This window comes from Streptomyces sp. NBC_01384 (assembly GCF_045040035.1).
In the GTDB taxonomy this organism is placed as follows: Bacteria; Actinomycetota; Actinomycetes; order Streptomycetales; family Streptomycetaceae; genus Streptomyces.
Map to the genome: position 1 here is coordinate 642,241 of NZ_CP109559.1, position 23,696 is coordinate 665,936.

The window sequence follows — 23,696 nt, forward strand, 5'->3', positions numbered from 1 at the left end:
GGAAGTCCCGTGCAGTTCCGCCAACAGGCCCTCGCCAAGCTGCAGTCGCCCGAAGAGCTCGACCTTCCGGTGCGCTTCGCCCGCCCCCAGGGCTGGCTCGTCCTGTCCGTGACGGTGGCCGTCATGGCGGCGGCGTCCGTCTGGGCTGTCACGGGCACGGTGGCGTCCACCGTGAGCGCGCCCGCCGTCCTCACCCACGGCGAGGGCAGTTACATCCTGCAGAGCCCCGTCGCGGGGCAGGTCACCGAGGTCGTCGCCCAGGAGGGCGAACGGCTGCCCGCGAACGCGCCCGTGCTCAAGGTCCGTACGGCCCAGGGCGGTACGACCGTCGTGCGCACGGTCGCCGCGGGCCGCGTCACCGCGCTCGCCGCCACCATCGGCGCGATCATCTCGACCGGCGCGAACGTCGCCGCGGTGGAGAAGGTCGCCCACGCCGACGATCCGCTCTACGCGACGGTGTACGTCCCCGCCGAGAGCGCCGCCACCATCCCCGCGAACGCCGCGGTCGACCTCACCGTCCAGTCGGTGCCGACCCAGCAGTACGGAGTGCTGCGCGGCCATGTGAAGGCGGCCGGCCGGAGCGTACAGACCCCTCAGCAGATCTCCTCCTTCCTTGGTGACAGCCAACTGGGCGAGCAGTTCGCCAAGAAGGGCAGGCCGGTGGCCGTCCTGGTCCGCCTCGACCGCTCCGCCGCGACGAAGAGCGGTCTGAAGTGGTCCTCGGCGGACGGCCCACCGTTCGCGCTCACCTCCATGACCCTGGCCACGGGTTCGATCCGCCTGGCCGATCAGCGCCCCGTCGATTGGCTCCTGCCGTGACCACCACACCAGACACCCGGAGCAGACGCCGCGCCGCCCCGCCCAAGCGCACCGTCCCCAAGGCGAAGGGCAAGACGGTCCGCACCCCCACCGTCCTCCAGATGGAGGCCGTGGAGTGCGGCGCCGCCTCCCTCGCCATGGTGCTCGGCCACTACGGCCGGCACATCCCCCTCGAAGAACTGCGCATCGCCTGCGGTGTCTCCCGGGACGGCTCCCGGGCCAGCAACCTCCTGAAGGCGGCGCGCGGTTACGGCCTCACGGCCAAGGGCATGCAGATGGACACGGCCGCGCTCGCCGAGGTGACGGCGCCCGCGATCCTGTTCTGGGAGTTCAACCACTACGTCGTCTACGACGGCATGGGCCGCCGCTTCGGACGGCGCGGCGTGCACATCAACGACCCCGGCAAGGGCCGCCGCTTCGTCCCGATGGAGGACTTCGACACCAGCTTCACGGGTGTGGTGCTGGTCATGGAGCCGGGGCCCGACTTCCGCAAGGGCGGCCGCAAACCTGGCGTCCTGGGCGCCATGCCTGCCCGATTGCGCGGCACCTCGGGCACGATGCCCGCGGCCGTACTGGCGAGTCTGCTGCTGGTCGCGGTCGGCGCGGCGGTGCCCGCGCTGAGCCGGACGTACATCGACACGTATCTGATCGGCGGCCGGACCTCGCTGCTCGGCGTACTGTTCGCGTCGATGGGCGCCTGTGTGGTGCTGACCGTCGTGCTGACCTGGCTTCAGCAGGCGAATCTGCTGCACGGCCGGATCATCTCCTCGACGCTCAGCAGCGCCCGCTTCCTGCGCCATCTGCTGCGGCTGCCCGTCACCTTCTTCTCCCAGCGCAGCCCGGCCGACCTGGTGCAGCGGCTCCAGTCGAACGACGCGGTGGCCGAGACCCTGTCCCGCGACCTCGCGGCGGCGGGTGTGGACGCGATCGTGGTCGTCCTGTACGCGGTGCTCCTCTACACGTACGACCCGCAGCTCACGGCCGTGGGCATCGGCGTCGCGCTGCTCAACGTGGTGGCGATGCGGGTGGTGATCCGGCTGCGCGCGACCCGTACGGCGAAACTGCGCGCCGACAACGCGCGTCTCACCAACACCGCCTACACCGGCCTCCAGTTGATCGAGACGATGAAGGCGACCGGCGGGGAGGACGGCTACTTCCGCAAGTGGGCGGGCCAGCACGCGACCACGCTGGAGGAGCAGCAGCGTCTCGGGGTGCCGAGCGCCTGGCTGGGCGTGGTCGCACCGACACTCGCGACGCTCAACTCCGCGCTGATCCTCTGGATCGGCGGCCTGCGGGCGGTCGAGGGCCATATCTCGGTCGGTCTGCTGGTCGCCTTCCAGGCCCTGGTCACCCGCTTCACCGCGCCGCTCACCCGGCTCAACGGCGTGGCGGGCCGCATCCAGGACTTCGCGGCCGACGTGGCCCGTCTCAAGGACGTCGAGAACTTCCAGGCCGACCCGCTCTACGCCCGCTCCGGCAGCGGCGAGTCCACCCGCCGGCTGCAGGGCCATGTCGAGCTGGAGAACATCACGTTCGGCTACAGTCCGCTCGACAAGCCGCTTCTCACCGGCTTCTCGCTGACGGTCGGCCCGGGCCGGCAGGTGGCCCTGGTGGGCGGTTCGGGCAGCGGAAAGTCCACGGTCTCCAGGCTGATCTCGGGCCTGTACGCCCCGTGGGAGGGCACGATACGCATCGACGGTCAGCGGCTGGAGGACATCCCGCGCGGCGCGCTCGCCGCCTCCGTCTCCTTCGTCGATCAGGACGTGTTCCTCTTCGAGGGGACGGTCCGCGACAACGTGGCGCTGTGGGATCCGTCGATCCCGGACGACGCCGTGGTCGCGGCCCTGGAGGACGCGGCGCTGTACGACGTGGTCACGCGCCGCCCCGGTGGCATCCACAGCCGGATCGAGCAGGACGGCCGCAACTTCTCCGGCGGCCAGCGGCAACGCCTCGAGATCGCACGGGCGTTGGTGCGCAGGCCCAGCATCCTGGTCCTCGACGAGGTGACCAGCGCGCTGGACGCCGAGACCGAGCAGACCGTCATCGACAACCTGCGCAAGCGCGGCTGCGCCTGTGTGGTGATCGCGCACCGGCTCAGCACCGTGCGCGACAGCGACGAGATCGTCGTGCTTCAGCACGGCACGATCGTGGAACGCGGGCGGCACGACGCCCTGGTGGCGGCCGGCGGTCCCTACGCCGAGCTGGTCAAGGAGCGATGAGATGACCACGGTTCACGAGGGCGCACGCGAAGGAGACCTCGTCCTCGGCGCGCTCGGCGGCATGGGTACGCCGGTCGACTGCTCCGGCCTCGGCCGCCTCGACCTGGAAGGACCGCAGGTCCTCTGGCTGGTGGCGGCGGGCGCCATGGACCTGTTCGCGGTCGACGCCGTCCAGCAGGGCCACTGGCACCACCTCGGCCGCCTCGAAGCCGGCTCCCTGCTGCTCGGCCCGGTCGCGGGGCCCCAACACACCCTCGTGGGGCGGCCGTTGCGGGACTGCGTGGTGCGCCGGATCGTGCTGCGCGAGCTGTACCAGCCCGTCGACACCCAGACCTGGTCCTACGACGATTACGGCAACCCCCAGTACGTACCGCCGACGTCGAGCCCGCTGGAGTACGCCCTCGCCCTCGGTGTCGGCCGGAGCCTGTCCATCCTCTTCCAGGCGCCGATGGCCACGGAGAACGCCGCCGCGCTCACCGACGACGACGTCTTCTGGATGCAGGTGCCGCCCGGAAGTGTCCAGTACGGCTCGCTGTACGGCGCGGAAGCGGCGGCCGACCTGCTGATGGACTCCGGTGTCTGGCAGGGCATGGTCAGCCAGCAGCACCGGCTGCTGTCCACGCTCGATCGCTGGATCGAGCAGCTGGAGGCCAGCCACGAGGACCGTACGGCGGCGGGCATCAAGGCGGGCGAGGCCGTCCGCGCCCAGGCCGACCGAACCCTGCTGGCGTCGATCGGCAAGTCGTCCAAGCGCCCGACGGCGGCCGACGCGGACGCCACGTACGCGGCCTGCAAGCTGGTCGCCCGCGCCTGCGGGATCACCCTCGCCGAGCCCGCGCAGAGCGGGACCGAGAGCGACCGGCTCGACCCGGTGGAGCGGATCGCGCTCGCCTCGCGCGTCCGCGCCCGTGCCGTACGCCTCGACGGGCGCTGGTGGCGCGACAACATCGGCCCGCTGGTGGGCCACCGTGCCGTGTCGGGCTCCCCGGTCGCGCTGCTGTGGCGGCGCGGCGGATACGTGGCCATACAGCCGTCGTCCGGTCGGGAGACCCCGGTCGAGAAGGCCAACGCGCCGGAGTTCGAGCCCCGGGCGGTGATGTTCTACCGTCCGCTGCCCGAGCGGAAGTTGAGTCCGCTGCGGCTGCTGCGGTTCTGTCTCCAGGACACGGGGGGCGATCTGCGCAACCTCGCGATCAGCGGTCTCGTCACCGTCGCGATCGGCGCGCTGGTGCCGATCGCCACCGGCAAGGTGCTCGGCGAGTACGTGCCCAAGGCCCAGCACGGCCTCATCGTGCAGGTCTGTCTGGCCATCATGGTCACCAGCATCGTCTCGGCGGCGTTCATGCTGCTGCAGAACCTCACGCTGCTGCGGATGGAGGGGCGGATCGAGGCGACGCTCCAACCGGCCGTGTGGGACCGGCTGCTGAGACTGCCCACGAAGTTCTTCACGTCCCGCTCGACCGGTGAGCTGGCCAGTGCGGCCATGGGCATCAGCGCGATCCGCCGCCTCCTCGCGGGCGTCGGACCCACGCTCGCACAGGCGGCCACGGTCGGCGCGATGAACCTGGGGCTGCTCCTTTGGTACAGCGTGCCCTTGGCGCTGGCCGCGGTCGGCATGCTGGTCGTCATCGCGGCCGCGTTCCTCGGGCTCGGCCTGTGGCAGGTGCGCTGGCAGCGGCGCCTTGTCGTGCTCGGCAACAAGCTGAACAACCAGGCGTTCCAGACCCTGCGCGGCCTGCCCAAGCTGCGGGTCGCGGCGGCCGAGAACTACGCGTACGCCGCCTGGGCGGGTGAGTTCGCGCGCAGCCGTGAGCTCCAGCAGAAGGTCGGCCGCATCAAGAACCTCACGGCGGTGATGGGTGCGGTGTATCTGCCGCTGTGCTCGCTGCTGATGTTCATGCTGCTCGCGGGTCCGGCGCGCGGCTCGCTGTCGGCCGCCGGCTTCCTGACCTTCAACACGTCGATGACGATGCTGCTGACCTCGGTCACCCAGGTGACCGGAGCGTTCGTGTCGGCGGCGGCCGCGCTTCCGATGTTCGAGGAGATCAGGCCGGTGCTCGACGCCACGCCGGAGGTGCGGGTGGCGAGCACCCGGCCCGGTGTGCTGTCCGGCGCGATCGAGGCCCGGCGGCTGTCCTTCCGGTACGCCGACGACGGCCCGCTGGTCCTGGACGACGTGTCGTTCGACATCAAGCCCGGCGAGTTCGTGGCGATCGTCGGCCCCAGCGGCTGCGGAAAGTCCACGCTGCTGCGGCTGCTGATCGGCTTCGACAAGCCGGTCTCCGGCAGTGTGCTCTACGACGGCCAGGACCTGGGGGCGCTCGACCAGTCCGCCGTACGCCGTCAGTGCGGTGTGGTGCTCCAGCACGCGCAGCCGTTCACCGGCTCGATCCTGGACTGCATCTGCGGCACCGAGCCGTACACGCCCGAGGAGGCGATGGCGGCGGCCGAGATGGCGGGCCTGGCCGAGGACATCAAGCGGATGCCGATGGGGCTGCACACCATCGTCTCCGGCAGCGGCGCGATCTCCGGCGGCCAGCGCCAGCGCCTGATGATCGCCCAGGCACTGATCCGCCGGCCGCGCATCCTCTTCTTCGACGAGGCGACCAGCGCGCTCGACAACGAGACCCAGCGCACGGTCATCGAGAGCACCCGGGCGCTCGACGCCACCCGGATCGTGATCGCGCACCGGCTGTCCACGGTGCTGGACGCGGACCGCGTCATCGTGATGGAGGACGGCCGGGTCGCCCAGCAGGGCCCGCCCGCGCAGCTGCTCGCGGACACGGGCGGGCGGCTGCACGAGCTGGTGCGGCGGCAACTGGCCTGAGTGAGGGCCGTCGGTCCCTCCCGGCGCCGGGGCGCCGTCAGTCCATTCCCGGCACCGGGGCGCCGGACGGAACCCCGGCCTCGACATAACGGGCGTAGATCTCCTTCCAGGACGCGGTGGCCCCGGCGTGCGGGCCTTCGAAGCGCTCGCCGCGCGCCTTGGCGTCGAGTGCGGCGAGGCACACCTCCCAGCCGGCGCCGTTGCGGGCGGCGGTGTTCTCGGCCGCGAGGACATGGGTGAGGGTGAAGTGGGTGCGCTTCTCGTCCAGGGCCTCGAGGTCGAAGCGGAGTTCGTCGCCACCCCAGTCGAAGGAGAGGTGCCGGGGTGGGTCGACGGCGAGGACCCGGCCCGTGGACTCGGGCATGTTCGGGTCGCCGCTGAACTTGACGGCGCCGCCGGGGCGCAGCTCGATCTCCGCCCGGGAGGGGAACCACTCGACCAGTTCGTCCGGGTCGGTCACGAACTGCCAGACGCGGTCGACGGGGTGGTCGTAGGTGCGGCTGAAGCGGACGGCGGGGCGGCCGTCGTCGAGGGTGAGGTAGCTGCCGGTGAGGGCGGTGGGTTCGGCGGACATGTGGCTCAGTCCTTAGGGGTGGGATCTTCCGGGGTGTCCGACGGCTCCCCCGCCGTCTTGTCCAGGCGGCGGCCGAGGGCGTCCAGACTCTCCTTCCACAGCTTCCGGTACGGGGTCAGCCAGGCGTCGAGTGCGGCGATCGGAGCCGGGTCGAGGGCGTAGACACGGCGTTGCGCGTCCTGTCGTACGCGCACCAGGCCCGCGTCCCGGAGCACCCGCAGATGCTTCGACGTGCTCGGCTGGCTCAGACCGCACGCCTCCACGATCTCTCCGACCGGCCGCGGGCGCTCAAGGAGCAGCGCGACGATCGCGCGACGGTGGGGGTCGGCGAGAGCGGTCCAGAGGGGGGCGTCGGACATGGGTCCAATATGCCCAGCCTGTTATATTCTCGTCAAGGCATATATGGTCCAAGCGCCCCCGCGATGGACTGCGACGCCCACCTCACCCGCCACCCTCAGCGAAACGTTGCCGTTTCGCTGAGGGTGCTCTACTCTCGATGTGTACGAAACGGTTTCGTTTACGACTTCGTCGTCCGTAACCCCTGAGCGACTTCCCTGGAGTGGTTCTCCCATGTCCCAGACCCTGACCGAAGGTGCCCACAAGGGCACCGTGGACGGCTCGTCCACTCCATCGTCGAAGCGATGGTGGATCCTCGCGATCACCGGCATCGCGCAGCTGATGGTGGTCCTCGACGCCACCATCGTGAACATCGCCCTCCCCTCCGCCCAGGCGGACCTCGGCTTCTCCGACGGCAACCGGCAGTGGATCGTCACGGCGTACTCACTGGCCTTCGCCTCCCTGCTGCTGCTCGGCGGACGCATCGCCGACCTCTTCGGGCGCAAGCCCGCCTTCCTCATCGGTGTCGCCGGATTCGCCGGAGCCTCCGTGCTCGGCGGCGCCTCCACCAGCTTCGGGATGCTCGTCACCGCGCGCGCCCTGCAGGGTGTCTTCGGCGCGCTGCTCGCGCCCGCCGCGCTCTCGCTGCTGAACACGACGTTCACCGACGCCAAGGAACGCGCCAAGGCGTTCAGCGTCTACGGCGCGATCGCCGGCGCCGGGGGCGTGGTCGGTCTGCTGCTGGGCGGTCTGCTGACCGACGCGCTCGACTGGCGCTGGACGCTGTTCGTCAACCTCGTCTTCGCGGTTGTCGCCTTCGCCGGTGGCTGGGTGCTGCTGAACAACCACCGTGACGCGGCGAACTCCAAGCTCGACCTGCCGGGCACACTCCTGGTCTCCTCCGGTCTCTTCGCCCTCGTCTACGGCTTCTCCAACGCCGAGACGCACGACTGGAGTTCGCCGCAGACCTGGGGTTTCCTGGCCGCCGGTGGCGTCCTGCTGAGCGCGTTCGCCTGGTGGCAGACCCGGGCCGAGCACCCGCTGCTGCCGATGCGCGTGCTGCTCGACCGCAACCGTGCCGCGTCGTTCATCACCGTTCTGATCACCGGCGCGGGCATGTTCGGCGTCTTCCTCTTCCTCACCTACTACCTGCAGCTGAACCTGGGCTTCAGCCCCACCAAGACGGGTGTGGCGTTCCTGCCGATGATGGCGGCCCTGATGGTCATGGCCCAGGTCTCCACCACCGTCCTGGTGCCGCGGATCGGGCCGAAGGTCGTCATCCCGGCGGGCTTCGCGATCGCGGTGGCCGGCATGGCCTGGCTGACCGGCATCGGTGTCGCCTCGGACTTCTCGACCGCCGTACTGCCGCAGCTGCTCCTGATCGGCGCGGGCCTCGGCATCGTGATGCCGCCCGCCATGTCGCTGGCCACGAGCGGGATCGCGGCGGAGGACGCCGGTGTGGCCTCCGCGACGGTCAACACCATGCAGCAGGTGGGCGGTTCGATCGGTACGGCGCTGCTGAACACACTGGCCGCGAGCGCCGCGACCAGCTATCTGTCCGGCAAGGACGCGACCAGCAAACTGGTCCAGGCACAGGCCACGATCGAGAGCTACACCACCGCCTTCTGGTGGTCGGCGGGCTTCTTCGCCGCGGGCGCGGTGATCGCCTTCCTGCTCTACCGCCGCGGAACCCAGGAGGCGGACCCGGACGCCGTGCGGGCCGTCCACATGTAAGCCCCGTGTCATCACCCCGGAACCGAGGGGCCGCCGTCTGCAGGGAGACGGCGGCCCCTCCCGCGTCTGCGGTAGCGGGCGGTCGCTGCGGCGAGCCGCGCCTGCTGGGCGACCTCGTTCTGCGGTAGGGCGGGCCGGTACACGACGAGCGCGTGCCGTTCCTTCTCCAGCCTCAACCGAGGTGGGGTGGCCGCGACTTCACCGTCGTAGGCCAGCGCGTCCATGCCCTTGAGCTCCTCCAGCGCGACCCACGGCACGGCCTGAGCGCTGTAGACCCGGGAGCGGCCGAGCGCGCCGGCGAGCGCGGAGACGATCACCCGGGTGCGGGCGAGCCGGTGGTCGCCGTCGACCAGGCGCAGGTCGAGCAGTCCGTCGTCCAGGCGAGGCCGGAAGGCGGGGGCGAAGCCCTCGGGTTCGTAGCGGCCGTTGCCCGCGAAGAGCAGCCACAGGCGTCGGGGCCGGCCGTTGACGCGCAGCTCGATAGGGGTCGCGGTGCGCAGCACCCGGACGAGGGCGACCGCCGCGGCGGGCCATTTGCCCCACCGCCCCTCCAGGTTCTCCCGCATCCGTACGAGTTCGGGATACAGGCCGATGCTGAAGGTGTTGAGGAACCGCACCTCGTGTCCGGCCCCCGACCGCGCCACGCCGAAGTCCACGCCCACCGCCTCGCCCCGGGTGACCGCGACGGCGGTGTCCTCGAAGTCCGGTACGCCGACGTCCTGGGCGAAGTGGTTGAGGGTGCCGCCGGGAAACACGGCGAGTGCCAGCCCCCGTCCGGCCGCCGCTCGGGCGGCGGCGTTGACGCTGCCGTCCCCTCCGCACACGCCGAGCGCTCCGCCCGTCTCCCCGGCCCTCTCGACCGCCCTCTCGACCGCCCGGTCGAGCAGGGCGGCGAAGTCGTCCTCCGGGCCGCGTTCGATCAGCTCGGCCCTGGGCAGCAGTCCGCGCAGCCGCTCGGCGGGCGGCAACGGCGTGCCGGGCGCGCCCGTCCCGGCCGTGCTGTTCAGGAAGACGACGAGCCCCTCGCCGCCGGGCAGCGCGGGCGCGGGCGCCGCGGGCCGTTCCCGTGCCGGGACCGTGGGTCGCGGCGGCCACCAGCGGCAGGTGAGCGCGGCGGCCCCGACGCCGATCGCCACCCCGGCCAGCACGTCCCCGGGGTAGTGCACGCCCACGTACACCCGCGAGAAGGCGACCGCGGCCGCGAAGGGCGCGACCAGGGCGCCGTATCCGGCCGACTCCAGGGCGACCCCGGTGGCGAAGGCCGCGGCCGAGGCGGAGTGCCCGGAGGGGAAGGAGGTGGTGTGCGGCTGCCGGGTGAGGTGCCGGATCTGCGGTACGAGGTCCAGCAGCGGGCGGGGGCGCCGGGTGCTCCACTTCACGACGGTGTTGACGGTCAGCGAGGCCAGCGCGAGCGAGCCCGCGCCCCGCAGGGCCGCCCGCCGGGCCGTGCGGCCGCCGACGACCGCGAGCCCGGCCGCCGTGCCGAGCCACAGCCGTCCGTGATCGGCGGAGTGACTCAGCCGCCGCAGCGCCGGATCCGCGGCGGGCACCCGCGCCGCGGCCACCCGTGTGAACAGCCGCCGGTCCAACTCGCCGAGAACATGCATGCTCCATGGTTACGGCACCCCGCCGAGGTCGGCACCCCCGGGGACTCGGACCGGTGAGAGGGCCGCTCCGGGCGGCGCACGTCTCCGCCGCGGGGGCGCGCTCGCGCGGTGGTACGAGGAACCGGGGCCGGCCGGACGATGCGGCGCGGCGCGCCGTACGAGCGCTACGGCCGGGCGGTGCCCGGCGTTTTCAGAGGGGCGGTCAACACTTCCGACAAGACCGGGAGTTGGCGTGCAAGGATGGCGAGACGGCACACGACGATCCGGAAGCGGAGGCGCGTACGCGTGAAGTTCCTTCTCGAAGTCGACCTGGAGGAAGCGGGCTGGGACGAGTCCGCCGCTCAGGAACTGGGGCGCATCCTGCGCTACTGGGGCGGGAACATGCAGCACTACGAGTTGACGCCGGGGGACGGGTCCGCCGTGTACGACTCCGGCTACCGCGAGGTGGGACGCTGGTCCATCACGTCCAGTACGCCCGTCACGTCCAGCGCGCCCGTCACGCCCGCCACGCCTGAATGATCCCGAGGGCCGGCCGGCGGCCCCACTCCGCCTGGCCGGCCCCCGGTGCGAGATCGCGTGGCGCACCGCTACGGGGCTCGCACTCCCCACCGGTGTGCCCGCGGTCCGTTGCTCACAGCGGCCACGCGATCCCGGTCATCAGAACGTGAAGACGGTCGTCCCGTAGGAGTTCTTCACGCACTCGTTGGCGAAGGTGCGCTCATACGCGACACGCTTGCCCCGCCAGACGCCTTCGACAGTGACGACGACGGGGTTGAACTGCCTGGTGCACACTGCCCCGTCTCTGAGCGACAGGGCGTCGAAGTCACCGTTCACCGCGCGGAGTTCGGCGCAGGCGTCGAAGGCGGCGGGGTGGGTGCCGGAGGCGGTCGGGGCGCAGTTCAGCGTGACCGCGCGTTCCGGCGTGACGGTGGCGGCGTTCTCGCCGTGGCCCACGGTGAGCACCAGGGCCGAGGGGGCGTAGAGCCCGGAGGTGGCCGACGCCTGAATGGCGTGGGCCGGGGTCGCGGGGGCCGGGGCGGCGAGCGCGGACCCTCCGAGGGGTGCGCAGACGGCGGCGGCCGTGAGGGTGAGAGTCGCTGCCCAGCGCGCGGTGGTCGGCATTGTGTGCATCCTTCCGCTCGATTGAATGCAGTACCGGCTCGGTTGAGTGCCGGTGCGGCGAGCGCGAGTCTGCCGAGTCCGCACCGGAAACACACATCGACCCCATGCGTTTCGGTAACTTTGAGTGTTGAATCACTGGCGTGAAGTTACGAAATTCGAACGCTCAAGCCCGGGAACTGCGCGGTCGTTGATCACCGCGGGCGCCCTCCTGGCTGAATTTCCCCGGCTCCGCAATAGGCCTGAAACATTCCGGTTCAGCCCCCGGCGTACCCCCTTGCTTCTGCTCTGCAATGGAGTAATCGTCATTACATGATTACTTCAGAGCAACGGGAGAAGCTGCGCGGCTGGTTCGCCGGCCGCCTGCCCGACGATCTCTTCGAGAGCCTGCTGGAGGTGACGGTCGACCGCGAGGAGATCACCGTCGTCGGCCGCATCCCTGAGCCCAGGCTCGCCGAGGGCGCCTCGGACGCCGAGAAGGAGGCGGCCGCCCAGGCCCGTATCCAGGAATTCCGCGAGCGCACCCGCGAGGACCGGGTCGCGGTGGCACGGGAAGCCGAGCACCGGTTCCGCAAGAAGGTCTCCTGGGGTGTGGAGTGCGGCGGCGAGCGCGCCCTGTTCACCCACATCGCCGCGCCCGTCATGACCCGGCTGCGCCAGCCCGAGCGGCAGGTCCTCGACACCCTCATCGCCGCCGGGGTCGCCCGCAGCCGCAGCGACGCCCTCGCCTGGTGCGTACGCCTCGTCCAGCGCCACACCGACGACTGGCTCACGGAACTGCGCGACTCGCTGGAGCATGTGCAGCGGGTCCGGGCCCAGGGTCCGGACGCCACGCCGCAGGACGCCGCACCCGACGAGGAGTGACCGACCGCGTCACACTGGCGAGAGATACCGACAGGACGAGGTGGTTGCGGATGAAGTTCGGAGTGTCGACGTTCATCACCGACGAGGGCATCGGTCCGGCAGCTCTGGGCCCCGCTCTGGAGGAGCGCGGGTTGGACACGCTGCTGCTGGCCGAGCACTCGCACATCCCGGTGAACCGGGAGACGCCGTATCCGGGCGGCGGCGAGCTGCCCCGCATCTACTACCGCACGCTCGACCCGTTCGTAGCGCTCGCCGCCGCCGCCTCCGTGACCCGCGACCTGCTTCTGGGCACGGGGATCGCCCTGGTGGTCCAGCGTGATCCGATCACCACCGCGAAGGAGATCGCCTCCCTCGACCTGATCTCCGGCGGGCGTGCCGTGTTCGGTGTCGGGGCCGGCTGGAACCGGGAGGAGATGCGGGGCCACGGCACCGATCCGGCCTCCCGCGGCCGGCTGATGGACGAGCGCATTCGCGCCATGATCGAGCTGTGGACCAAGGACGAGGCCGAGTTCCACGGCGAACTCGTCGACTTCGGACCGGCCTACGCCTGGCCCAAGCCGGTCCAGCGGCCGCATCCGCCCATCTGGGTCGGGGGCAACAGCGACCGCACCTTCGCCCGCGTCGCCGAGTACGGGTCGGCGTGGCTGCCCAGCGGCGTACCGCCCAAGGAACTGGGCGCACGCATCGAACAGATGCGCAAAACTGCGGGTGACCGGCCGGCCGTCGTGGTGTACGCGGGCGGGCACGACCGGGAATCCCTCGACATCTACGCGGAACTCGGCGTCGACCGTGTGCTGCTGTATTTGCCGACCCGGCCGGAGGACGAGACACTGCGCACACTGGACGAACTGGCCGAGGCCGTGTCCGCCTACCGGTGACCGCTTCCGGCCGCCGGGGAATCGGAGCTCACCGTGCCGGACATGGACGAGGACGAGGCGCGCCGCCGGTTCATGGCGGCACGGGTGGCGCGCCTGGCGACGGTGGACGCCGAGCAGCGCCCGCACCTTGTGCCCCTCGTCTTCGCGGCGCGCGGCGGTGAGATCGTCACCGCCGTCGACCACAAACCCAAGAGATCACAGCGACTGAGGCGGCTGCGCAATATCGCCGCCCACCCCGCCGTGTGTCTGCTCGTCGATGTCTACGACGAGGACTGGGACCGGCTGTGGTGGGTACGGGCGGACGGCGACGCCCGCGTCCTGCCGCCCGGCACGCAGGACGAGTACACCGCGGCGATCGCCCTGCTGCGCGACAAGTACGCGCCGTACCGGCAGCGGCCGCCGGAGGGCCCGGTGATCGCCATCACCGTCCACCGGTGGCACGGCTGGCGCGCCGCACCGGAGCCCGGCCCGGAGGGGTGAGTCACCGGGCACACCCGGTGCTGGACGAATGCTCCACCTCGGGCACGGAAGATGGATGTTTTACCTTCTGGCGGGGGCCCCGGACCCGGCCTTGGCGTCGGCAGACCTAAGGACGGCATCCGCTCACCCGGCCAGTTCGTCGGACCGCTGGGCGACCTCGCGAACGGCATCGACATCAGCCTGCCGCTGTCACTGGCCGTCGCCGCCGTGCTGTTCCTGGCGATGCTCCGGCTGTTCCCCGAGCCCCGGGCCGTCTACGGACCCGAGGGCGCGCGGCTGGCCCGTACGGTCGACGTGCCGGTGCCGGCGATCACCGGTCCCGGTGCGGTGCCCGACGGTGCGGCGCCGGTGCTCGCCGTCGAGGGCAACTGAGGAAGTCCTGGAGGAGAATTGATGGAGTCCTGGCTCGATCTGTCCGTCCCTGTTGTCGCCGGGATGCCCGTGTATCCCGGCGACCCGCAGGTGGAGGTGGAACGGGCGCTGCGGGTCGCCACGGACGGGGTCAACGTCCTGCGGCTGCACCTGGGTTCGCAGTCCGGGACGCATGTGGACGCGCCGTACCACGTGAACTCGGCATGGCCCACGCTGGACGCTCTGCCCCTGGAGCGCTTCGCGGGACCGGCGGTGCTGGCGGACGTCCGAGGTCTCGCGCCCGGGACACCGATCACACCCGACCTGCTCGCGCCCGCGCTGAGTCTCCTGCGCCTCCAACCGGGCGCGATCCTGCTGCTCGTCACCGGCTGGTCGGTGTACTGGGGCACGGACCAGTACCTCACCCACCCCTGGCTCACGCCGGAGGCGGCCCGGGTGCTCGTCAACGCGGGTGTCCGCACGGTCGGAGTGGACGCGCTGAGCGTGGACCCCACCGGCGACGCGGACCTTCCCGCCCACCGCGTCCTGTGCGGCGCGGGAGGCGTGATCGCCGAGAACCTGACCGGGCTCGACCTCGTTGCCAACGCTCAGGCTGCGGGGTACTCGGTCGAGGTCTTCCTCTTCCCCTTGCGGCTGGCGGGGGCGGACGGGGCGCCGGTCAGGGCCACGGCGCGAATCCGCGGCGCCTGAGGTCCGTTCCCGGTTCTGCGGACTGCGCTACGACCCGCTCGGCGCTTCCTTCAGCACAAGGTCGAGCAGGCCGGGAAAGCGGCGGTCCAGTTCTTCCCTGCGCAGGGTGTTGACCCGGAGGGTCCCCTCGTCCCGCTGTCGTATGACCCCCGCCTCGCGCAGTACGCGCAAATGCCGGCTGAGGGCGGACTTGACGATGGACAGGCCGAAAGTGCCGCAGGACATTCCCGAGCCGGCACTGAGCTGCAGGACGATACTCAGTCGGACCGGGTCGGTCAGGGCGCTCATCACGGCGAACAGGTCGAACTCCCGCTCGTCGGGATGAAGCAGGGGCGAGGACGTACGGCTGGCCATGGCCCAAGTATCCACCACACTCATGTTCTCAATCATGCGAACATGAGGTAGGTTCCTTTTTTATTGAACGTGAGATGACTTAGCCCGTGCGTTCCCGGGAAAGGAACCCGCCATGTCCTCCCCCACGTCCCCCACTGCCCCGATCGGCGTCGGATTCATCGGCCTCAGCGCATCCGGCGGTTGGGCGGCCCGGGCTCACCTGCCCGCACTCGCGGCCGTGCCCGGCTATGAGGTCCGTGCGCTGTCCGCCAGCAGCCCCGCATCCGCCAAGGCCGCGGGGGAGAAGTACGACATCCCGCTCGCCTTCGGCAGCGCGGAGGAACTCGTACGGTGCGACGAGGTCGACCTGGTGGTGGTGACCGTCAAGGTTCCGCACCACCGCGAGCTGGTCCTGGCCGCCCTCGAAGCCGGAAAGATGGTGTTCAGCGAGTGGCCGCTGGGCAACGGCCTCGCCGAGGCCGAGGAGCTCGCCGCCGTCGCGGAGGCAAAGGGGATCCGCACCTTTGTCGGACTGCAGGCCCGCTCCGCTCCCCCGGTCCGCTACGTACGGGACCTGATCGCCGACGGCTACGTCGGTGAGGTCCTGTCCACCAGCCTCATCGCCTCGGGCCTCGGCTGGGGAGCGGAATTCGCGCCGGGCGGCGAATACCTCCTCGACCGCGCCAACGGCGCCACCTTGCTCACCATCCCCTTCGGCCACACCATTGACGCCGTCACCATGGCGCTCGGGGAATTCACCGGTCTCGAGGCCACCCTGGCGACCCGCCGCCCGCAGGTCCGCAACGCGGCGACGGGACAGCTCGTGCCGATGACCGCACCGGACCAGGTCGCCGTCAGCGGCGTGCTCGAAGGCGGCGCGGTGGCCTCCGTCCACTTCCGCGGCGGCGCCTCGCGCGCCACCAACTTCCACTGGGAGATCAACGGAACCGACGGCGACCTGCTCCTCACCGGCGGTTCGGGCCATCTGCAGTTCGGCCAGGTCACGGTGCACGGCGCACAGGGTGAAGACACCGAGCTGAAGGAACTCCCGGTGCCATCCTCTTATTCGTCCGTCGTCCGACTCGCCACCTCCGGAACAGAGGTGTGGTATCCCGTCGCCCACGCCTACGACCAGATCCGGGCCGATCTCGCCGCCGGCACCCACCACGCGCCGGACTTCGCCCACGCCGCGCGCCGCCACCGACTACTGGACCGCGTCGAGCGCGCCGCCGCCTCGTCCTGACCCCAAAGGCAGTCAGGCCTCACTCCCCCCTGCCCGGGCCGGGCCAGGCTCTGGTAAAAGCATGCGACACCCGCCAGGTCACACCTTGAGCGCGATCGTGCGCGCGATGTCGAGCGTCAACCGCTGCCAGGGGTCCCTGGGATCGCGGCCCGTCAGTTCGTGGATGCGGCGAAGGCGGTAGCGCATGGACTGCGCGTGCAGATGGAGCTCGCGCGCGGCGGCGTTCGCCGAGCCGGTGTCGATGTACGCGGTGAGGGCTTCCAGTAGGTGTCGCCCGCCCTGGTCGGCGAGCGGGCCGAGGACGAGGCGGCCGATATGGTCCGGCGCGGCGGCCGGGTGCCCGGCGAGGAGGGCGAGGACATGGGCGTCGGCGTCGGTGAGGAGGCGGCCCGGGCGGTGCGCGTGGGCGGGCGCCGTGTCGAGGGCGTCGGCGGCGAGGCGGTGGGCGACGGCGACCCGGTCCAGGCTCTCGCCGGTGATCGCACAGCCGCGCCAGGCCAGCTCGCCCAGAACCGCCACGGCTTCAACCACAACCCCGGCGGGCAGCAGCAGGACGGCGCGCGAACCCCGTACGGTCGCCAGCGAGGTGACGTCGGAGGCGCTCGTGCCGTCGAGCGCGTCGAGCAGTCCCGTCGCCGCGTCGTGCGACATCTCGGGCCCGTCCGTATCAACGGACTCCGCCACCAACAGGCAGTACGGGTCCGGGAGTTGGACACCCAGCCGGGCCGACCGGTCCGTCAGCGCGCCCACCGAGGCATGCCGTCCCGCGATCAGGTCGTCGAGCAGCAGCCGCAGCGCCCGGTCGCGGTCCGCCGCGAGGTCCTCGTCGGTGGCGGCGTACGCCGTGGCCATCTCCTCGGAGAGGGTGTCGAGCGCGGTCAGCAGCATCCGGGCGAGCGCGAATGCGTCCACGGCGGCGAGCCGGGGCGCGCGGGCCGCGATCTCGTCGGTGAGGACGGCCGCCGCCACCCGGTAGGCGCGCAGCACCGCCTGCACGGGCCGCCCGTCCGCCGCGCGGGCCGCCGCGATGCCGCGCAGGCGCCGTAGGTCCGACGGTTCGAGGGTGCCGTCGGTGACCCACAGGTGGAGAAGCCGCTCCAGTCCCCAGGCTGCGATGGCCCGTACCTCCGGCAGCCGGCTGTCGTCGAGCGCGGCGTACACCGGGACCTGTTCGTGGACCGCCGAGACGATCGCCGCCACGACACGCGGATCGGCGACCATCTCCTGCCGGACGTGCTCTCTGGCGGCAACGGGCTCACTTGTCACAGGGTGATAATCCCAGCCGTGCGATGTGCGCACCACGGTGGACGGACCTTGTCACCTTCGCAAGGATCGACGGCGTACAGCGCGGTCTCAGGGACGAGAGGCGGGACGTACGGATGGCTAAGCATTGGGCCGACTTCCAGTACGAGATCTATCTGAACGGAATGACGGGCGCCGTACCGCGGCTGCCCACCGATCTGACCCGGCTGGAGGAGCTCACCGAGCAGCGGCTCGGGCCGGGTCCGGTCGGCTATGTGGCGGGCAGCGCGGGCAACGGCAGCACCGCGCGGGCCAACCGGTCCGCCCTCGACCGGCGCCGGATCGTGCCGCGGATGCTGCGCGATGTGCACGAACGCGATCTGTCCGTCGAGGTGTTGGGGCGTCCGCTGCCCGCGCCGCTGGCCCTCGCGCCGGTGGGTGTGCTGTCGATCATGCATCCGGACGCGGAGTCCGCCGCCGCGCGGGCCGCCGCGGCGCAGGGCGTCCCTTACATCCTGTCCTCGGCGTCCAGCACGCCCATGGAGCAGGTCGCGGAGACCATGGGGGAGGCGGAGCGCTGGTTCCAGCTGTACTGGGCGAAGGACCGCGAGGTCACCCGGAGCTTCCTGAACCGGGCCAAGGCGGCCGGGTTCACCGCGCTGTTCGTCACCCTCGACACTCCCCTGCTGGCCTGGCGCCCGCGCGACCTCGACCAGGCGTATCTGCCGTTCCTGCACGGCGTGGGCACCGCGAACTACTTCTCCGACCCGGCGTTCCAGGCGGGTCTGGCCAAGCCCGTGCACGAGGACCCGAACGCGGCCGTGATGCACTTCGTCGGCATGTTCGCGGACCCGGGCAAGACCTGGCCGGATCTGGCGTTCCTGCGGGAGAACTGGGACGGGCCGATCGTCCTCAAGGGCATCCTGCACCCGGACGACGCCCGCCGCGCCGCCCACGCCGGGATGGACGGCGTGGTCGTCTCCAACCACGGCGGCCGGCAGGTGGCGGGCTCGGTGGCCGCCGCCGATGCGTTGCCCCGCGTGGTCGAGGCGGTCGGCGAGCGGCTGACCGTCCTCTTCGACAGCGGCATCCGCACCGGCGACGACATCTTCAAGGCGCTCGCGCTCGGCGCGCGGGCGGTACTCGTCGGACGCCCGTACGCCTATGGGCTCGGCCTCGACGGACAGGCGGGCGTCGAACACGTCGTCCGCTGTCTGCTCGCCGAGTTCGACCTCACCCTCGCCCTGTCCGGGCACGCCCGCCCCGCCACCCTCGGCCCCGACGACCTGATCGAGGAAACCACATGAGCACGACTGTCACCACGGTGACCAAGAACGTTCTGGCCGTGGTCTCGCCCCACGTCGGCGGCCGCACCGCCGGAGCCCCGCTCGCCACCGTCTTCCCCGGCGAGGCCCGCATCACCGTCGTCGAGACGACCGACGAGGACCCGGCCGCGCTGCGCGAGGCCCAGGTCATCATCACGGGCCTCGGCCCGGTGACCGCCGAACACCTCGCCGCCGCACCGGATCTGGAACTGATCCAGTGCGCCAGTCACGGCTTCGACTACGTCGATCTGGAGGCCGCGCGCGCTCAGGGGGTACTGGTGTGCAACATCGGCTCCAGCGGAGCGGAGAAGCAGAACGTGGCCGAGCAGACCTTCGCCCTCATGCTGGCCCTCGCCAAGCAGCTGGTCCCGGCGCACACCGCGCTCGTCGAGGCAGACTGGGCGCTGCCGCGGCTGCAGCAGTCCATCACCGAGTTGTCCGGCAAGACCCTCGGCATCGTGGGGCTCGGCCACATCGGCGAGGAGGTCGCCCGGCGCGCGGTCGCGTTCGACATGAGCATCGTGTACGCCGGGCCGCAGCCCGTCGGCGCGGAGGCGGAGGCCCGGCTCGGCGGCGCGCGCCACGTAGAGCTCGACGAACTGCTGCGCACGTCGGACTACATCACGCTGCACGCGCCGCTCACCGAGACGACCCGGCACCTGCTCGACGCCGAGCGGCTCGCGCTCCTCAAGCCCACCGCGTTCGTGATCAACACCTCGCGGGGCGCCCTGATCGACCAGGACGCCCTCGCGGACGCGCTCGAGGCAGGCACCCTGGCCGGGGCGGGCATCGACGTCTTCGACCCCGAACCGCCCACCGCGGCCCTGCGGTTGCTCAAGGCCCCGAACGTGGTGCTCTCGCCGCACGTCGCCGGCGTCACGCGTGAGACGCTCGTACGGATCGCGCTGGCCGCGGTCCAGAACGCCGCCGACTTCTTGGCGGGCAAGCCGCCCCGGGACGTGGTGTCCTAGTCCTGGTCCCTACCGGCACGTCCGGCGGACGCCCCGCTCCCCGTTACAGCACCACCCCCTCGGCGGGCTCGGAAAGTCGGACGAGCGACGGCGGCACGGGCCCCGCGCTCGCGCGGTCGCCGACGGTCACGGAACGGGGCTCCTCGGAGGCCTCCGACGGGGTCGCCTCCGAGGTGGCCTGCCCGCCCGTCGACGACTCGCTGGGTGACGCGCTCGGCGGCTCGGCCGTCGTGCTGTCGGGGGACGGCAGCCGGCCGACGGGCCGCGTCGTGGCGCTCGCCGTCCCCGCGATCGACAGCGACCCGGGGCTCGCGGACGAGGAGTCGGTCCGCCACCGCTGCGCGTCGGAGCCGTCCCGGTCCTTGACTACGATGTCAGAATCCGGATCGGTGGAACTGGACGTGATGGCAAGCCGGTCGCGTGACCGGGGGATCAACTCGCCCCGCACCGTGAGGTCGTAGCGCACGTCGGCGCCGTGCGCGGCGCCCTTCGCCACGCAGCGGTCCAGGACGACGACACCGTCTTCGGCGTGCGAGTCCAGGCACAGCGCGGGGTCGGCGACGCTGCGCAGCAGGCCGTCGTTCTCGTACGACCACTGCTGGGTCCAGGCGGACGAGCAGACGGCCAGCTCGGCCTCGGCGCCGGACTTCGCCTTGCCGCCCCGGATGTCGAGGCAGAGGTCGGCGGCGAGGTTGCGCAGCCGGGTCTGCTCGGTACCGGTGGGCAGTCCGGCCGAGGTCGGGGGCGACGCGTCGGCGGAGGGGCCCGGGCCGGCGGGGGTGGGTGAGACGGTGTGGCTGCTGCCGACGCCCGTGGAGGCGGCAGGGTCGGCGACACCGTCGTCGTGGGACCACAGGCTGATGGTGAGGACCGTCACGAGCAGCATGGCCGAGGCCGTGCCCGCCCCCGTGAGCAGGGCCTTCGAGTGTTTCTGTGCCGCCTGGGCCAGCCGCCCGGGTGCGGCAATCTGTGCCAGCAGGCGATGCCGTCCAGCACTCCCAGGACGCCCACCGGTCCCAGGACGTCCGCCGGTCCCAAGACGTCCGCCGGTGCCCAGCTGTCCGCCGCCGCCCGCACGTCTGCCGCCGAACGCGGAACCTCCCTGGGGGCTCATCGCTTGCTGCGCGCGCCCCGGGCGCGCGTCGAGATAACGTCGCGCGCCCCAACCGAGCACCGCTTCGGCGAGCAGAATACCCAACCCGCCCTCGAAATGACCGAGTTGATCGGCGGCGTGACGGCAGTGACGGCACTCCCCCAGATGCTGTCGGACATCCGGCAGCAAGGCGCCGCCACGACGCATCGGGACGTCCAGCAGTCGGTTGTAGAAGCCGCATTCCTTGCTCGGCGCGAGTTCCCGGTGGGCGTGCACGCAGCCCTCGCGGAATTGCGCGCGGGCCTGCTCCAGAGCGGCCGCGGCGGTGTCGACGTCCATGCCCGACAGACCCGCCGGTACGGATATGTGCTCGGCCTCGACCTCGGTGTGCCACAGCAGACACTGGGCGAGGGGCGGGAGGGCATGGAAAGAGCGCTCGGCGAGCTTTCGGTTTTCGGCGGTCATGGACTGCGCCGCCCGCATGCCGCGCCCCCCGGCGGGTTTCCTCAAGTCCGGCAGAACACCGGATATCCGGTCCTCCCCGGACCACTCATTGACGGTGTCCCGCACGGTCACGAGGAGTCGGGGTCTCAGGGCCGCTCCGGACTCGCCGCGCATCAGGCAGTCGAGCGCGTAGTGGAAGGAGGTCGCGGCCACCATCGAGGCGACGTTCGCCGAAGAGGCGAGGCAGATGACCGCGTAGTCGTACGTCGGCTGCCAGTGCCGCGCCATCAGCAGTGCGACGGATTGGGTGGCCTCGCCCTCCGCCTGGCCTCTCAGCCGCGCGGCGAGGCTCTCGTCGGACTCTCCGGGAGCGCCGCCGGGAGGATGGGACGGACGAGGGGGGTGGGGGGTGGGCACAGAGCGGGTTCCTTTCACTGTTCGAGGTGGCACACAGAATTTTCTTGGTCGCCAAAAAGGGAGCCCCTGCCTGGTGCACACCTTTTTGACGGAGCGCCGGGAAAATGGCCGCCGACCGGAATAATGAACACCGATTTCATACCCGGCCATTGACCCGCGCGGTATCTTCACCCTTGCACAACACGCTCATGACCAACAAGGCACTTGAGCAACATGCACATCTTTGAAAGATAGTCAGTAACTGCGGCAACTCGCGCCGCTCGCACCGGCTTTCGAAATTTCACGCGCCACGTTCACGCGCCAGGTTCACGTGCCTCGCCGGCGCACCACGTTCATACGCCACGTTCACGCGCCATGTTCGTGACCGCGTTCATGACCGTGTTCATGGGCCCCACGCATGCGCCGCGCCCATGCGCCCCGTGTGAACCGCGCGCTCGCCCCGGAGCCCGTCGCACGCTCCCGGCGCGCGGAACTCCGTAGTCCACTGGAACCGGCCCTTCCCGGAGGCCCCGCGCAGGACGGCGGCTCTCCCGCGCGAAACCGGCCGCCGGCCCCGATCTCCCGCCCTCGGCCGGCGTCCGGTCTCACCACTACGACACCGCACCGCCCGATGCGGGCCCGGCTCAGATCTGCCAGGAGCGCAGGCGGTCGGCCGCGCCGTAGACGTCCGTCTTGCCGGAGATCAGATCACGGGCGAGATCGACGAGCGCCCCGTACGGCGGATCGATCCCGACCCCGCTGACGAACATGTACGCCACCGCCGCCGAGCAGGCGAAACGGGCGTTGGCGGCCGGTAACGGCTTCAGCAGGGCCAGGGTGTGCAGGAGGGCGGCGGCGCGCCAGGCCGGGTCGGAGTCGACGCCGAGGCGCGGCGGATCGACGCGGTGCCGGGCCACGGCGGCGACCAGGGCCGAGAAGTCGTTGACCGTGGGCTGGTCGGGCAGCACCTCTTCGTGGCGCTGCAGCAGCCAGGGCACGTCGATGTGGATGACGGGAGCCATCGGTCAGGCGGCCCGCCCCTCGCCCCTGCCGGGTGGTTCGTCCTCGGGGAAGGCGGCGGCGAACTCCTCCGCGTGGGCGGCGAAGAAACGGCGAAACACCTCCGCGCCCTCCTGCAACGCGCGGTGCCGCACGATGTCGGCCGCGGCCGCCTCCCGCACCAGGGCCTTCATCGACGTACCGCGCTCCTTGGCGATCTGCCGCAGATCCTCTAGTTCGCGGTCGCTGAACTCCACATTCAGAGCTGGCATGCCGCCACGGTACCGCGAAGGTACTTACTCGTAAATATCACCTGCTCAAGAGGCATGGGCAGCGGTACCGGGCCCCCATCGGGTCGAAGAGGTGGGCGCCGGTGACGGCGAGCGCCTCGGCGTGCTCGGGGCTGTCGCGGTGCAGACGCACGACGAGTTCCCCGTCATGGAGGCCCACGAAGGCCTTGCCGTTCGGGTCCTTCAGGCAGGGCATGCCGAACATCTTGGAGAGCTTCGCCCCGCGGGGTGCGAGGTCCTCGGCGAGGTGGCCGAAGAGTTCGTCGGCATCGGCCATCAGACGACCTTCCGTCCGGTGAAGGCCGGCAGGCGCTCCAGCGGGGTGGCGTCGGCGACGGGCTCGACCTCCGGCCCGAAGGACCCGTTCGCCCGGGCGCCCTCGGCGATCTGTCCTGCGACGGCCGCCGCGGTGGCGATCACGTCGTCGTCGGCCGTGAACGGCTGTCCGGTGGCCGTGGCCAGGTCCCAGCCGTGCACGGTCAGGTCCATGATGGTGATCATCCCGGCGACCGGCGCCGGGAAGGTGCCCGGTCCGAAGGGTGTCTCGCCCTCCCAGGCGCCGGGCTCGGGAGGTCGAGCCGTACACGCGGATCGTCTTCACCTGGGGCTGGGAGAACGAGGGCGACCCGGTGCCGCCCGGCAGCAGCCGGGTCGAGGTCACGTTCGCCCCCCAGCCGGACGGCACCCTGCTCACCCTCACCCACTCCGCTCTGCCCGAGCCGGCCCGCGGGCCGCACCAGGAGGGCTGGGAGCACTACCTGGACCGGCTCGCCGTACGGGCGCCCGGCGGCGACCCCGGCCCGGACAGCTGGATGGAGCAGAACCCGGCCTGAGCAGTTCC

Annotated in this window: 23 protein-coding genes and 2 pseudogenes; 14 read left to right on the forward strand and 11 right to left on the reverse strand. The window is 71.3% G+C overall.

Going from position 1 to position 23,696, the window contains the following annotated elements; all coding sequences use genetic code 11:
* Positions 1 to 9 precede the first annotated feature (9 nt).
* The 3 genes from OG747_RS02680 to OG747_RS02690 are packed head-to-tail and all read left to right on the forward strand — an operon-like array spanning position 10 to position 5,865.
* The gene (locus tag OG747_RS02680) at positions 10 to 819 is read left to right on the forward strand and encodes an HlyD family efflux transporter periplasmic adaptor subunit (RefSeq protein ID WP_405877393.1); all 810 of its coding nucleotides are present in this window, start codon (positions 10 to 12) and stop codon (positions 817 to 819) included.
* The gene (locus OG747_RS02685; protein ID WP_405877395.1) at positions 816 to 3,038 is read left to right on the forward strand and encodes an NHLP family bacteriocin export ABC transporter peptidase/permease/ATPase subunit; all 2,223 of its coding nucleotides are present in this window, start codon (positions 816 to 818) and stop codon (positions 3,036 to 3,038) included. The genes OG747_RS02680 and OG747_RS02685 overlap by 4 nt, the downstream gene beginning before the upstream one ends.
* 1 nt (position 3,039) lies before the next feature.
* Positions 3,040 to 5,865 (forward strand): NHLP bacteriocin export ABC transporter permease/ATPase subunit, encoded by a 2,826-nt coding sequence (locus OG747_RS02690; protein ID WP_405877397.1) that lies wholly within the window; start codon positions 3,040 to 3,042, stop codon positions 5,863 to 5,865.
* A gap of 37 nt (positions 5,866 to 5,902) precedes the next feature.
* On the opposite strand, the gene OG747_RS02695 is transcribed toward OG747_RS02690, so the two are convergent.
* Positions 5,903 to 6,439, reverse strand: coding sequence for an SRPBCC family protein (locus tag OG747_RS02695; protein ID WP_405877399.1), 537 nt, complete (start codon positions 6,437 to 6,439; stop codon positions 5,903 to 5,905).
* A 5-nt stretch (positions 6,440 to 6,444) separates the two neighbouring features.
* Entirely contained in the window at positions 6,445 to 6,798 is a 354-nt protein-coding gene (locus OG747_RS02700; protein WP_405877401.1) for an ArsR/SmtB family transcription factor, read from the reverse strand.
* Between the two features lie 211 nt (positions 6,799 to 7,009).
* Between OG747_RS02700 and OG747_RS02705 the strand changes: the two genes are divergently transcribed.
* Positions 7,010 to 8,509 carry an MFS transporter gene (locus tag OG747_RS02705; protein ID WP_405877402.1) on the forward strand — a complete coding sequence of 500 codons (1,500 nt, stop codon included), beginning with the start codon at positions 7,010 to 7,012 and terminating at the stop codon, positions 8,507 to 8,509.
* 11 nt (positions 8,510 to 8,520) lie between these two features.
* Here OG747_RS02705 and OG747_RS02710 read toward each other — a convergent pair whose 3' ends face one another.
* Positions 8,521 to 10,116 carry a bifunctional phosphatase PAP2/diacylglycerol kinase family protein gene (locus OG747_RS02710; protein ID WP_405877404.1) on the reverse strand — a complete coding sequence of 532 codons (1,596 nt, stop codon included), beginning with the start codon at positions 10,114 to 10,116 and terminating at the stop codon, positions 8,521 to 8,523.
* Positions 10,117 to 10,401: 285 nt separating this feature from the next.
* Between OG747_RS02710 and OG747_RS02715 the strand changes: the two genes are divergently transcribed.
* A complete protein-coding gene (locus OG747_RS02715) occupies positions 10,402 to 10,635 on the forward strand; it encodes a hypothetical protein (RefSeq protein WP_405877406.1) in 234 nt (77 codons plus the stop codon).
* Positions 10,636 to 10,773: 138 nt separating this feature from the next.
* Here the strand turns inward: OG747_RS02715 and OG747_RS02720 are convergent, their stop codons facing one another.
* Positions 10,774 to 11,238, reverse strand: a complete 465-nt coding sequence (locus tag OG747_RS02720; RefSeq protein ID WP_405877408.1) for a subtilase-type protease inhibitor — start codon at positions 11,236 to 11,238, stop codon at positions 10,774 to 10,776.
* A 309-nt stretch (positions 11,239 to 11,547) separates the two neighbouring features.
* On the opposite strand from OG747_RS02720, the gene OG747_RS02725 reads away from it, so the two are divergent.
* The 5 genes and pseudogenes from OG747_RS02725 (at position 11,548) to OG747_RS02745 (ending at position 14,519) form a co-directional block, all read left to right on the forward strand.
* A complete protein-coding gene (locus OG747_RS02725; RefSeq protein ID WP_405877410.1) occupies positions 11,548 to 12,099 on the forward strand; it encodes a hypothetical protein in 552 nt (183 codons plus the stop codon).
* Between the two features lie 50 nt (positions 12,100 to 12,149).
* Positions 12,150 to 12,977 (forward strand): LLM class F420-dependent oxidoreductase, encoded by an 828-nt coding sequence (locus OG747_RS02730; RefSeq protein ID WP_405877411.1) that lies wholly within the window; start codon positions 12,150 to 12,152, stop codon positions 12,975 to 12,977.
* Between the two features lie 33 nt (positions 12,978 to 13,010).
* The gene (locus OG747_RS02735; protein WP_405877413.1) at positions 13,011 to 13,457 is read left to right on the forward strand and encodes a TIGR03668 family PPOX class F420-dependent oxidoreductase; all 447 of its coding nucleotides are present in this window, start codon (positions 13,011 to 13,013) and stop codon (positions 13,455 to 13,457) included.
* A gap of 126 nt (positions 13,458 to 13,583) precedes the next feature.
* A pseudogene (locus tag OG747_RS02740) lies at positions 13,584 to 13,829 on the forward strand (cytosine permease); the annotation flags it as partial.
* Positions 13,830 to 13,850: 21 nt separating this feature from the next.
* Entirely contained in the window at positions 13,851 to 14,519 is a 669-nt protein-coding gene (locus tag OG747_RS02745; RefSeq protein ID WP_405877415.1) for a cyclase family protein, read from the forward strand.
* 27 nt (positions 14,520 to 14,546) lie between these two features.
* On the opposite strand, the gene OG747_RS02750 is transcribed toward OG747_RS02745, so the two are convergent.
* Positions 14,547 to 14,873, reverse strand: coding sequence for an ArsR/SmtB family transcription factor (locus tag OG747_RS02750; protein WP_405877417.1), 327 nt, complete (start codon positions 14,871 to 14,873; stop codon positions 14,547 to 14,549).
* Between the two features lie 112 nt (positions 14,874 to 14,985).
* Here OG747_RS02750 and OG747_RS02755 point away from each other — a divergent pair, with 112 nt between their 5' ends.
* Positions 14,986 to 16,095 (forward strand): Gfo/Idh/MocA family protein, encoded by a 1,110-nt coding sequence (locus tag OG747_RS02755; protein ID WP_405877419.1) that lies wholly within the window; start codon positions 14,986 to 14,988, stop codon positions 16,093 to 16,095.
* A 78-nt stretch (positions 16,096 to 16,173) separates the two neighbouring features.
* On the opposite strand, the gene OG747_RS02760 is transcribed toward OG747_RS02755, so the two are convergent.
* Entirely contained in the window at positions 16,174 to 17,361 is a 1,188-nt protein-coding gene (locus OG747_RS02760) for a PucR family transcriptional regulator (protein WP_405877421.1), read from the reverse strand.
* A gap of 113 nt (positions 17,362 to 17,474) precedes the next feature.
* Here OG747_RS02760 and OG747_RS02765 point away from each other — a divergent pair, with 113 nt between their 5' ends.
* Together OG747_RS02765 and OG747_RS02770 are read left to right on the forward strand one after the other, a co-directional pair.
* Positions 17,475 to 18,644 (forward strand): lactate 2-monooxygenase, encoded by a 1,170-nt coding sequence (locus tag OG747_RS02765; RefSeq protein ID WP_405877423.1) that lies wholly within the window; start codon positions 17,475 to 17,477, stop codon positions 18,642 to 18,644.
* Positions 18,641 to 19,633 (forward strand): 2-hydroxyacid dehydrogenase, encoded by a 993-nt coding sequence (locus OG747_RS02770; RefSeq protein WP_405877425.1) that lies wholly within the window; start codon positions 18,641 to 18,643, stop codon positions 19,631 to 19,633. The genes OG747_RS02765 and OG747_RS02770 overlap by 4 nt, the downstream gene beginning before the upstream one ends.
* Positions 19,634 to 19,676: 43 nt before the next feature.
* Here the strand turns inward: OG747_RS02770 and OG747_RS02775 are convergent, their stop codons facing one another.
* From OG747_RS02775 to OG747_RS02795, 5 genes and pseudogenes are all read right to left on the reverse strand, one after another.
* Entirely contained in the window at positions 19,677 to 21,587 is a 1,911-nt protein-coding gene (locus OG747_RS02775) for an RICIN domain-containing protein (RefSeq protein WP_405877427.1), read from the reverse strand.
* A 623-nt stretch (positions 21,588 to 22,210) separates the two neighbouring features.
* Complete coding sequence (locus tag OG747_RS02780) at positions 22,211 to 22,588, reverse strand: toxin Doc (protein WP_075028158.1); 378 nt, start codon at positions 22,586 to 22,588, stop codon at positions 22,211 to 22,213.
* Between the two features lie 3 nt (positions 22,589 to 22,591).
* Positions 22,592 to 22,837: a hypothetical protein gene (locus tag OG747_RS02785; RefSeq protein ID WP_405877429.1), complete on the reverse strand. Its 246-nt coding sequence runs from the start codon at positions 22,835 to 22,837 to the stop codon at positions 22,592 to 22,594.
* Positions 22,838 to 22,874: 37 nt separating this feature from the next.
* A complete protein-coding gene (locus OG747_RS02790) occupies positions 22,875 to 23,132 on the reverse strand; it encodes a hypothetical protein (RefSeq protein WP_405877431.1) in 258 nt (85 codons plus the stop codon).
* Positions 23,132 to 23,362 (reverse strand): annotated as a pseudogene (locus OG747_RS02795) (TIGR03086 family protein); the annotation flags it as partial. The gene OG747_RS02790 and the pseudogene OG747_RS02795, both read right to left, overlap by 1 nt.
* 32 nt (positions 23,363 to 23,394) lie before the next feature.
* Between OG747_RS02795 and OG747_RS02800 the strand changes: the two are divergent.
* On the forward strand, positions 23,395 to 23,688 hold the full coding sequence (locus tag OG747_RS02800; protein WP_405877433.1) for an SRPBCC family protein: 294 nt from the start codon (positions 23,395 to 23,397) through the stop codon (positions 23,686 to 23,688).
* Positions 23,689 to 23,696: the final 8 nt, after the last annotated feature.

Coding starts and splice junctions, on each gene's coding strand:
- OG747_RS02690 (WP_405877397.1), top strand. CDS start 3,040: ATGACCACGGTTCACGAGGGCGCACGCGAAGGAGACCTCGTCCTCGGC.
- OG747_RS02695 (WP_405877399.1), bottom strand. CDS start 6,439: ATGTCCGCCGAACCCACCGCCCTCACCGGCAGCTACCTCACCCTCGAC.
- OG747_RS02700 (WP_405877401.1), bottom strand. CDS start 6,798: ATGTCCGACGCCCCCCTCTGGACCGCTCTCGCCGACCCCCACCGTCGC.
- OG747_RS02705 (WP_405877402.1), top strand. CDS start 7,010: ATGTCCCAGACCCTGACCGAAGGTGCCCACAAGGGCACCGTGGACGGC.
- OG747_RS02710 (WP_405877404.1), bottom strand. CDS start 10,116: ATGCATGTTCTCGGCGAGTTGGACCGGCGGCTGTTCACACGGGTGGCC.
- OG747_RS02720 (WP_405877408.1), bottom strand. CDS start 11,238: ATGCCGACCACCGCGCGCTGGGCAGCGACTCTCACCCTCACGGCCGCC.
- OG747_RS02725 (WP_405877410.1), top strand. CDS start 11,548: ATGATTACTTCAGAGCAACGGGAGAAGCTGCGCGGCTGGTTCGCCGGC.
- OG747_RS02730 (WP_405877411.1), top strand. CDS start 12,150: ATGAAGTTCGGAGTGTCGACGTTCATCACCGACGAGGGCATCGGTCCG.
- OG747_RS02745 (WP_405877415.1), top strand. CDS start 13,851: ATGGAGTCCTGGCTCGATCTGTCCGTCCCTGTTGTCGCCGGGATGCCC.
- OG747_RS02750 (WP_405877417.1), bottom strand. CDS start 14,873: ATGGCCAGCCGTACGTCCTCGCCCCTGCTTCATCCCGACGAGCGGGAG.
- OG747_RS02755 (WP_405877419.1), top strand. CDS start 14,986: ATGTCCTCCCCCACGTCCCCCACTGCCCCGATCGGCGTCGGATTCATC.
- OG747_RS02765 (WP_405877423.1), top strand. CDS start 17,475: ATGGCTAAGCATTGGGCCGACTTCCAGTACGAGATCTATCTGAACGGA.
- OG747_RS02770 (WP_405877425.1), top strand. CDS start 18,641: ATGAGCACGACTGTCACCACGGTGACCAAGAACGTTCTGGCCGTGGTC.
- OG747_RS02780 (WP_075028158.1), bottom strand. CDS start 22,588: ATGGCTCCCGTCATCCACATCGACGTGCCCTGGCTGCTGCAGCGCCAC.
- OG747_RS02785 (WP_405877429.1), bottom strand. CDS start 22,837: ATGCCAGCTCTGAATGTGGAGTTCAGCGACCGCGAACTAGAGGATCTG.
- OG747_RS02790 (WP_405877431.1), bottom strand. CDS start 23,132: ATGGCCGATGCCGACGAACTCTTCGGCCACCTCGCCGAGGACCTCGCA.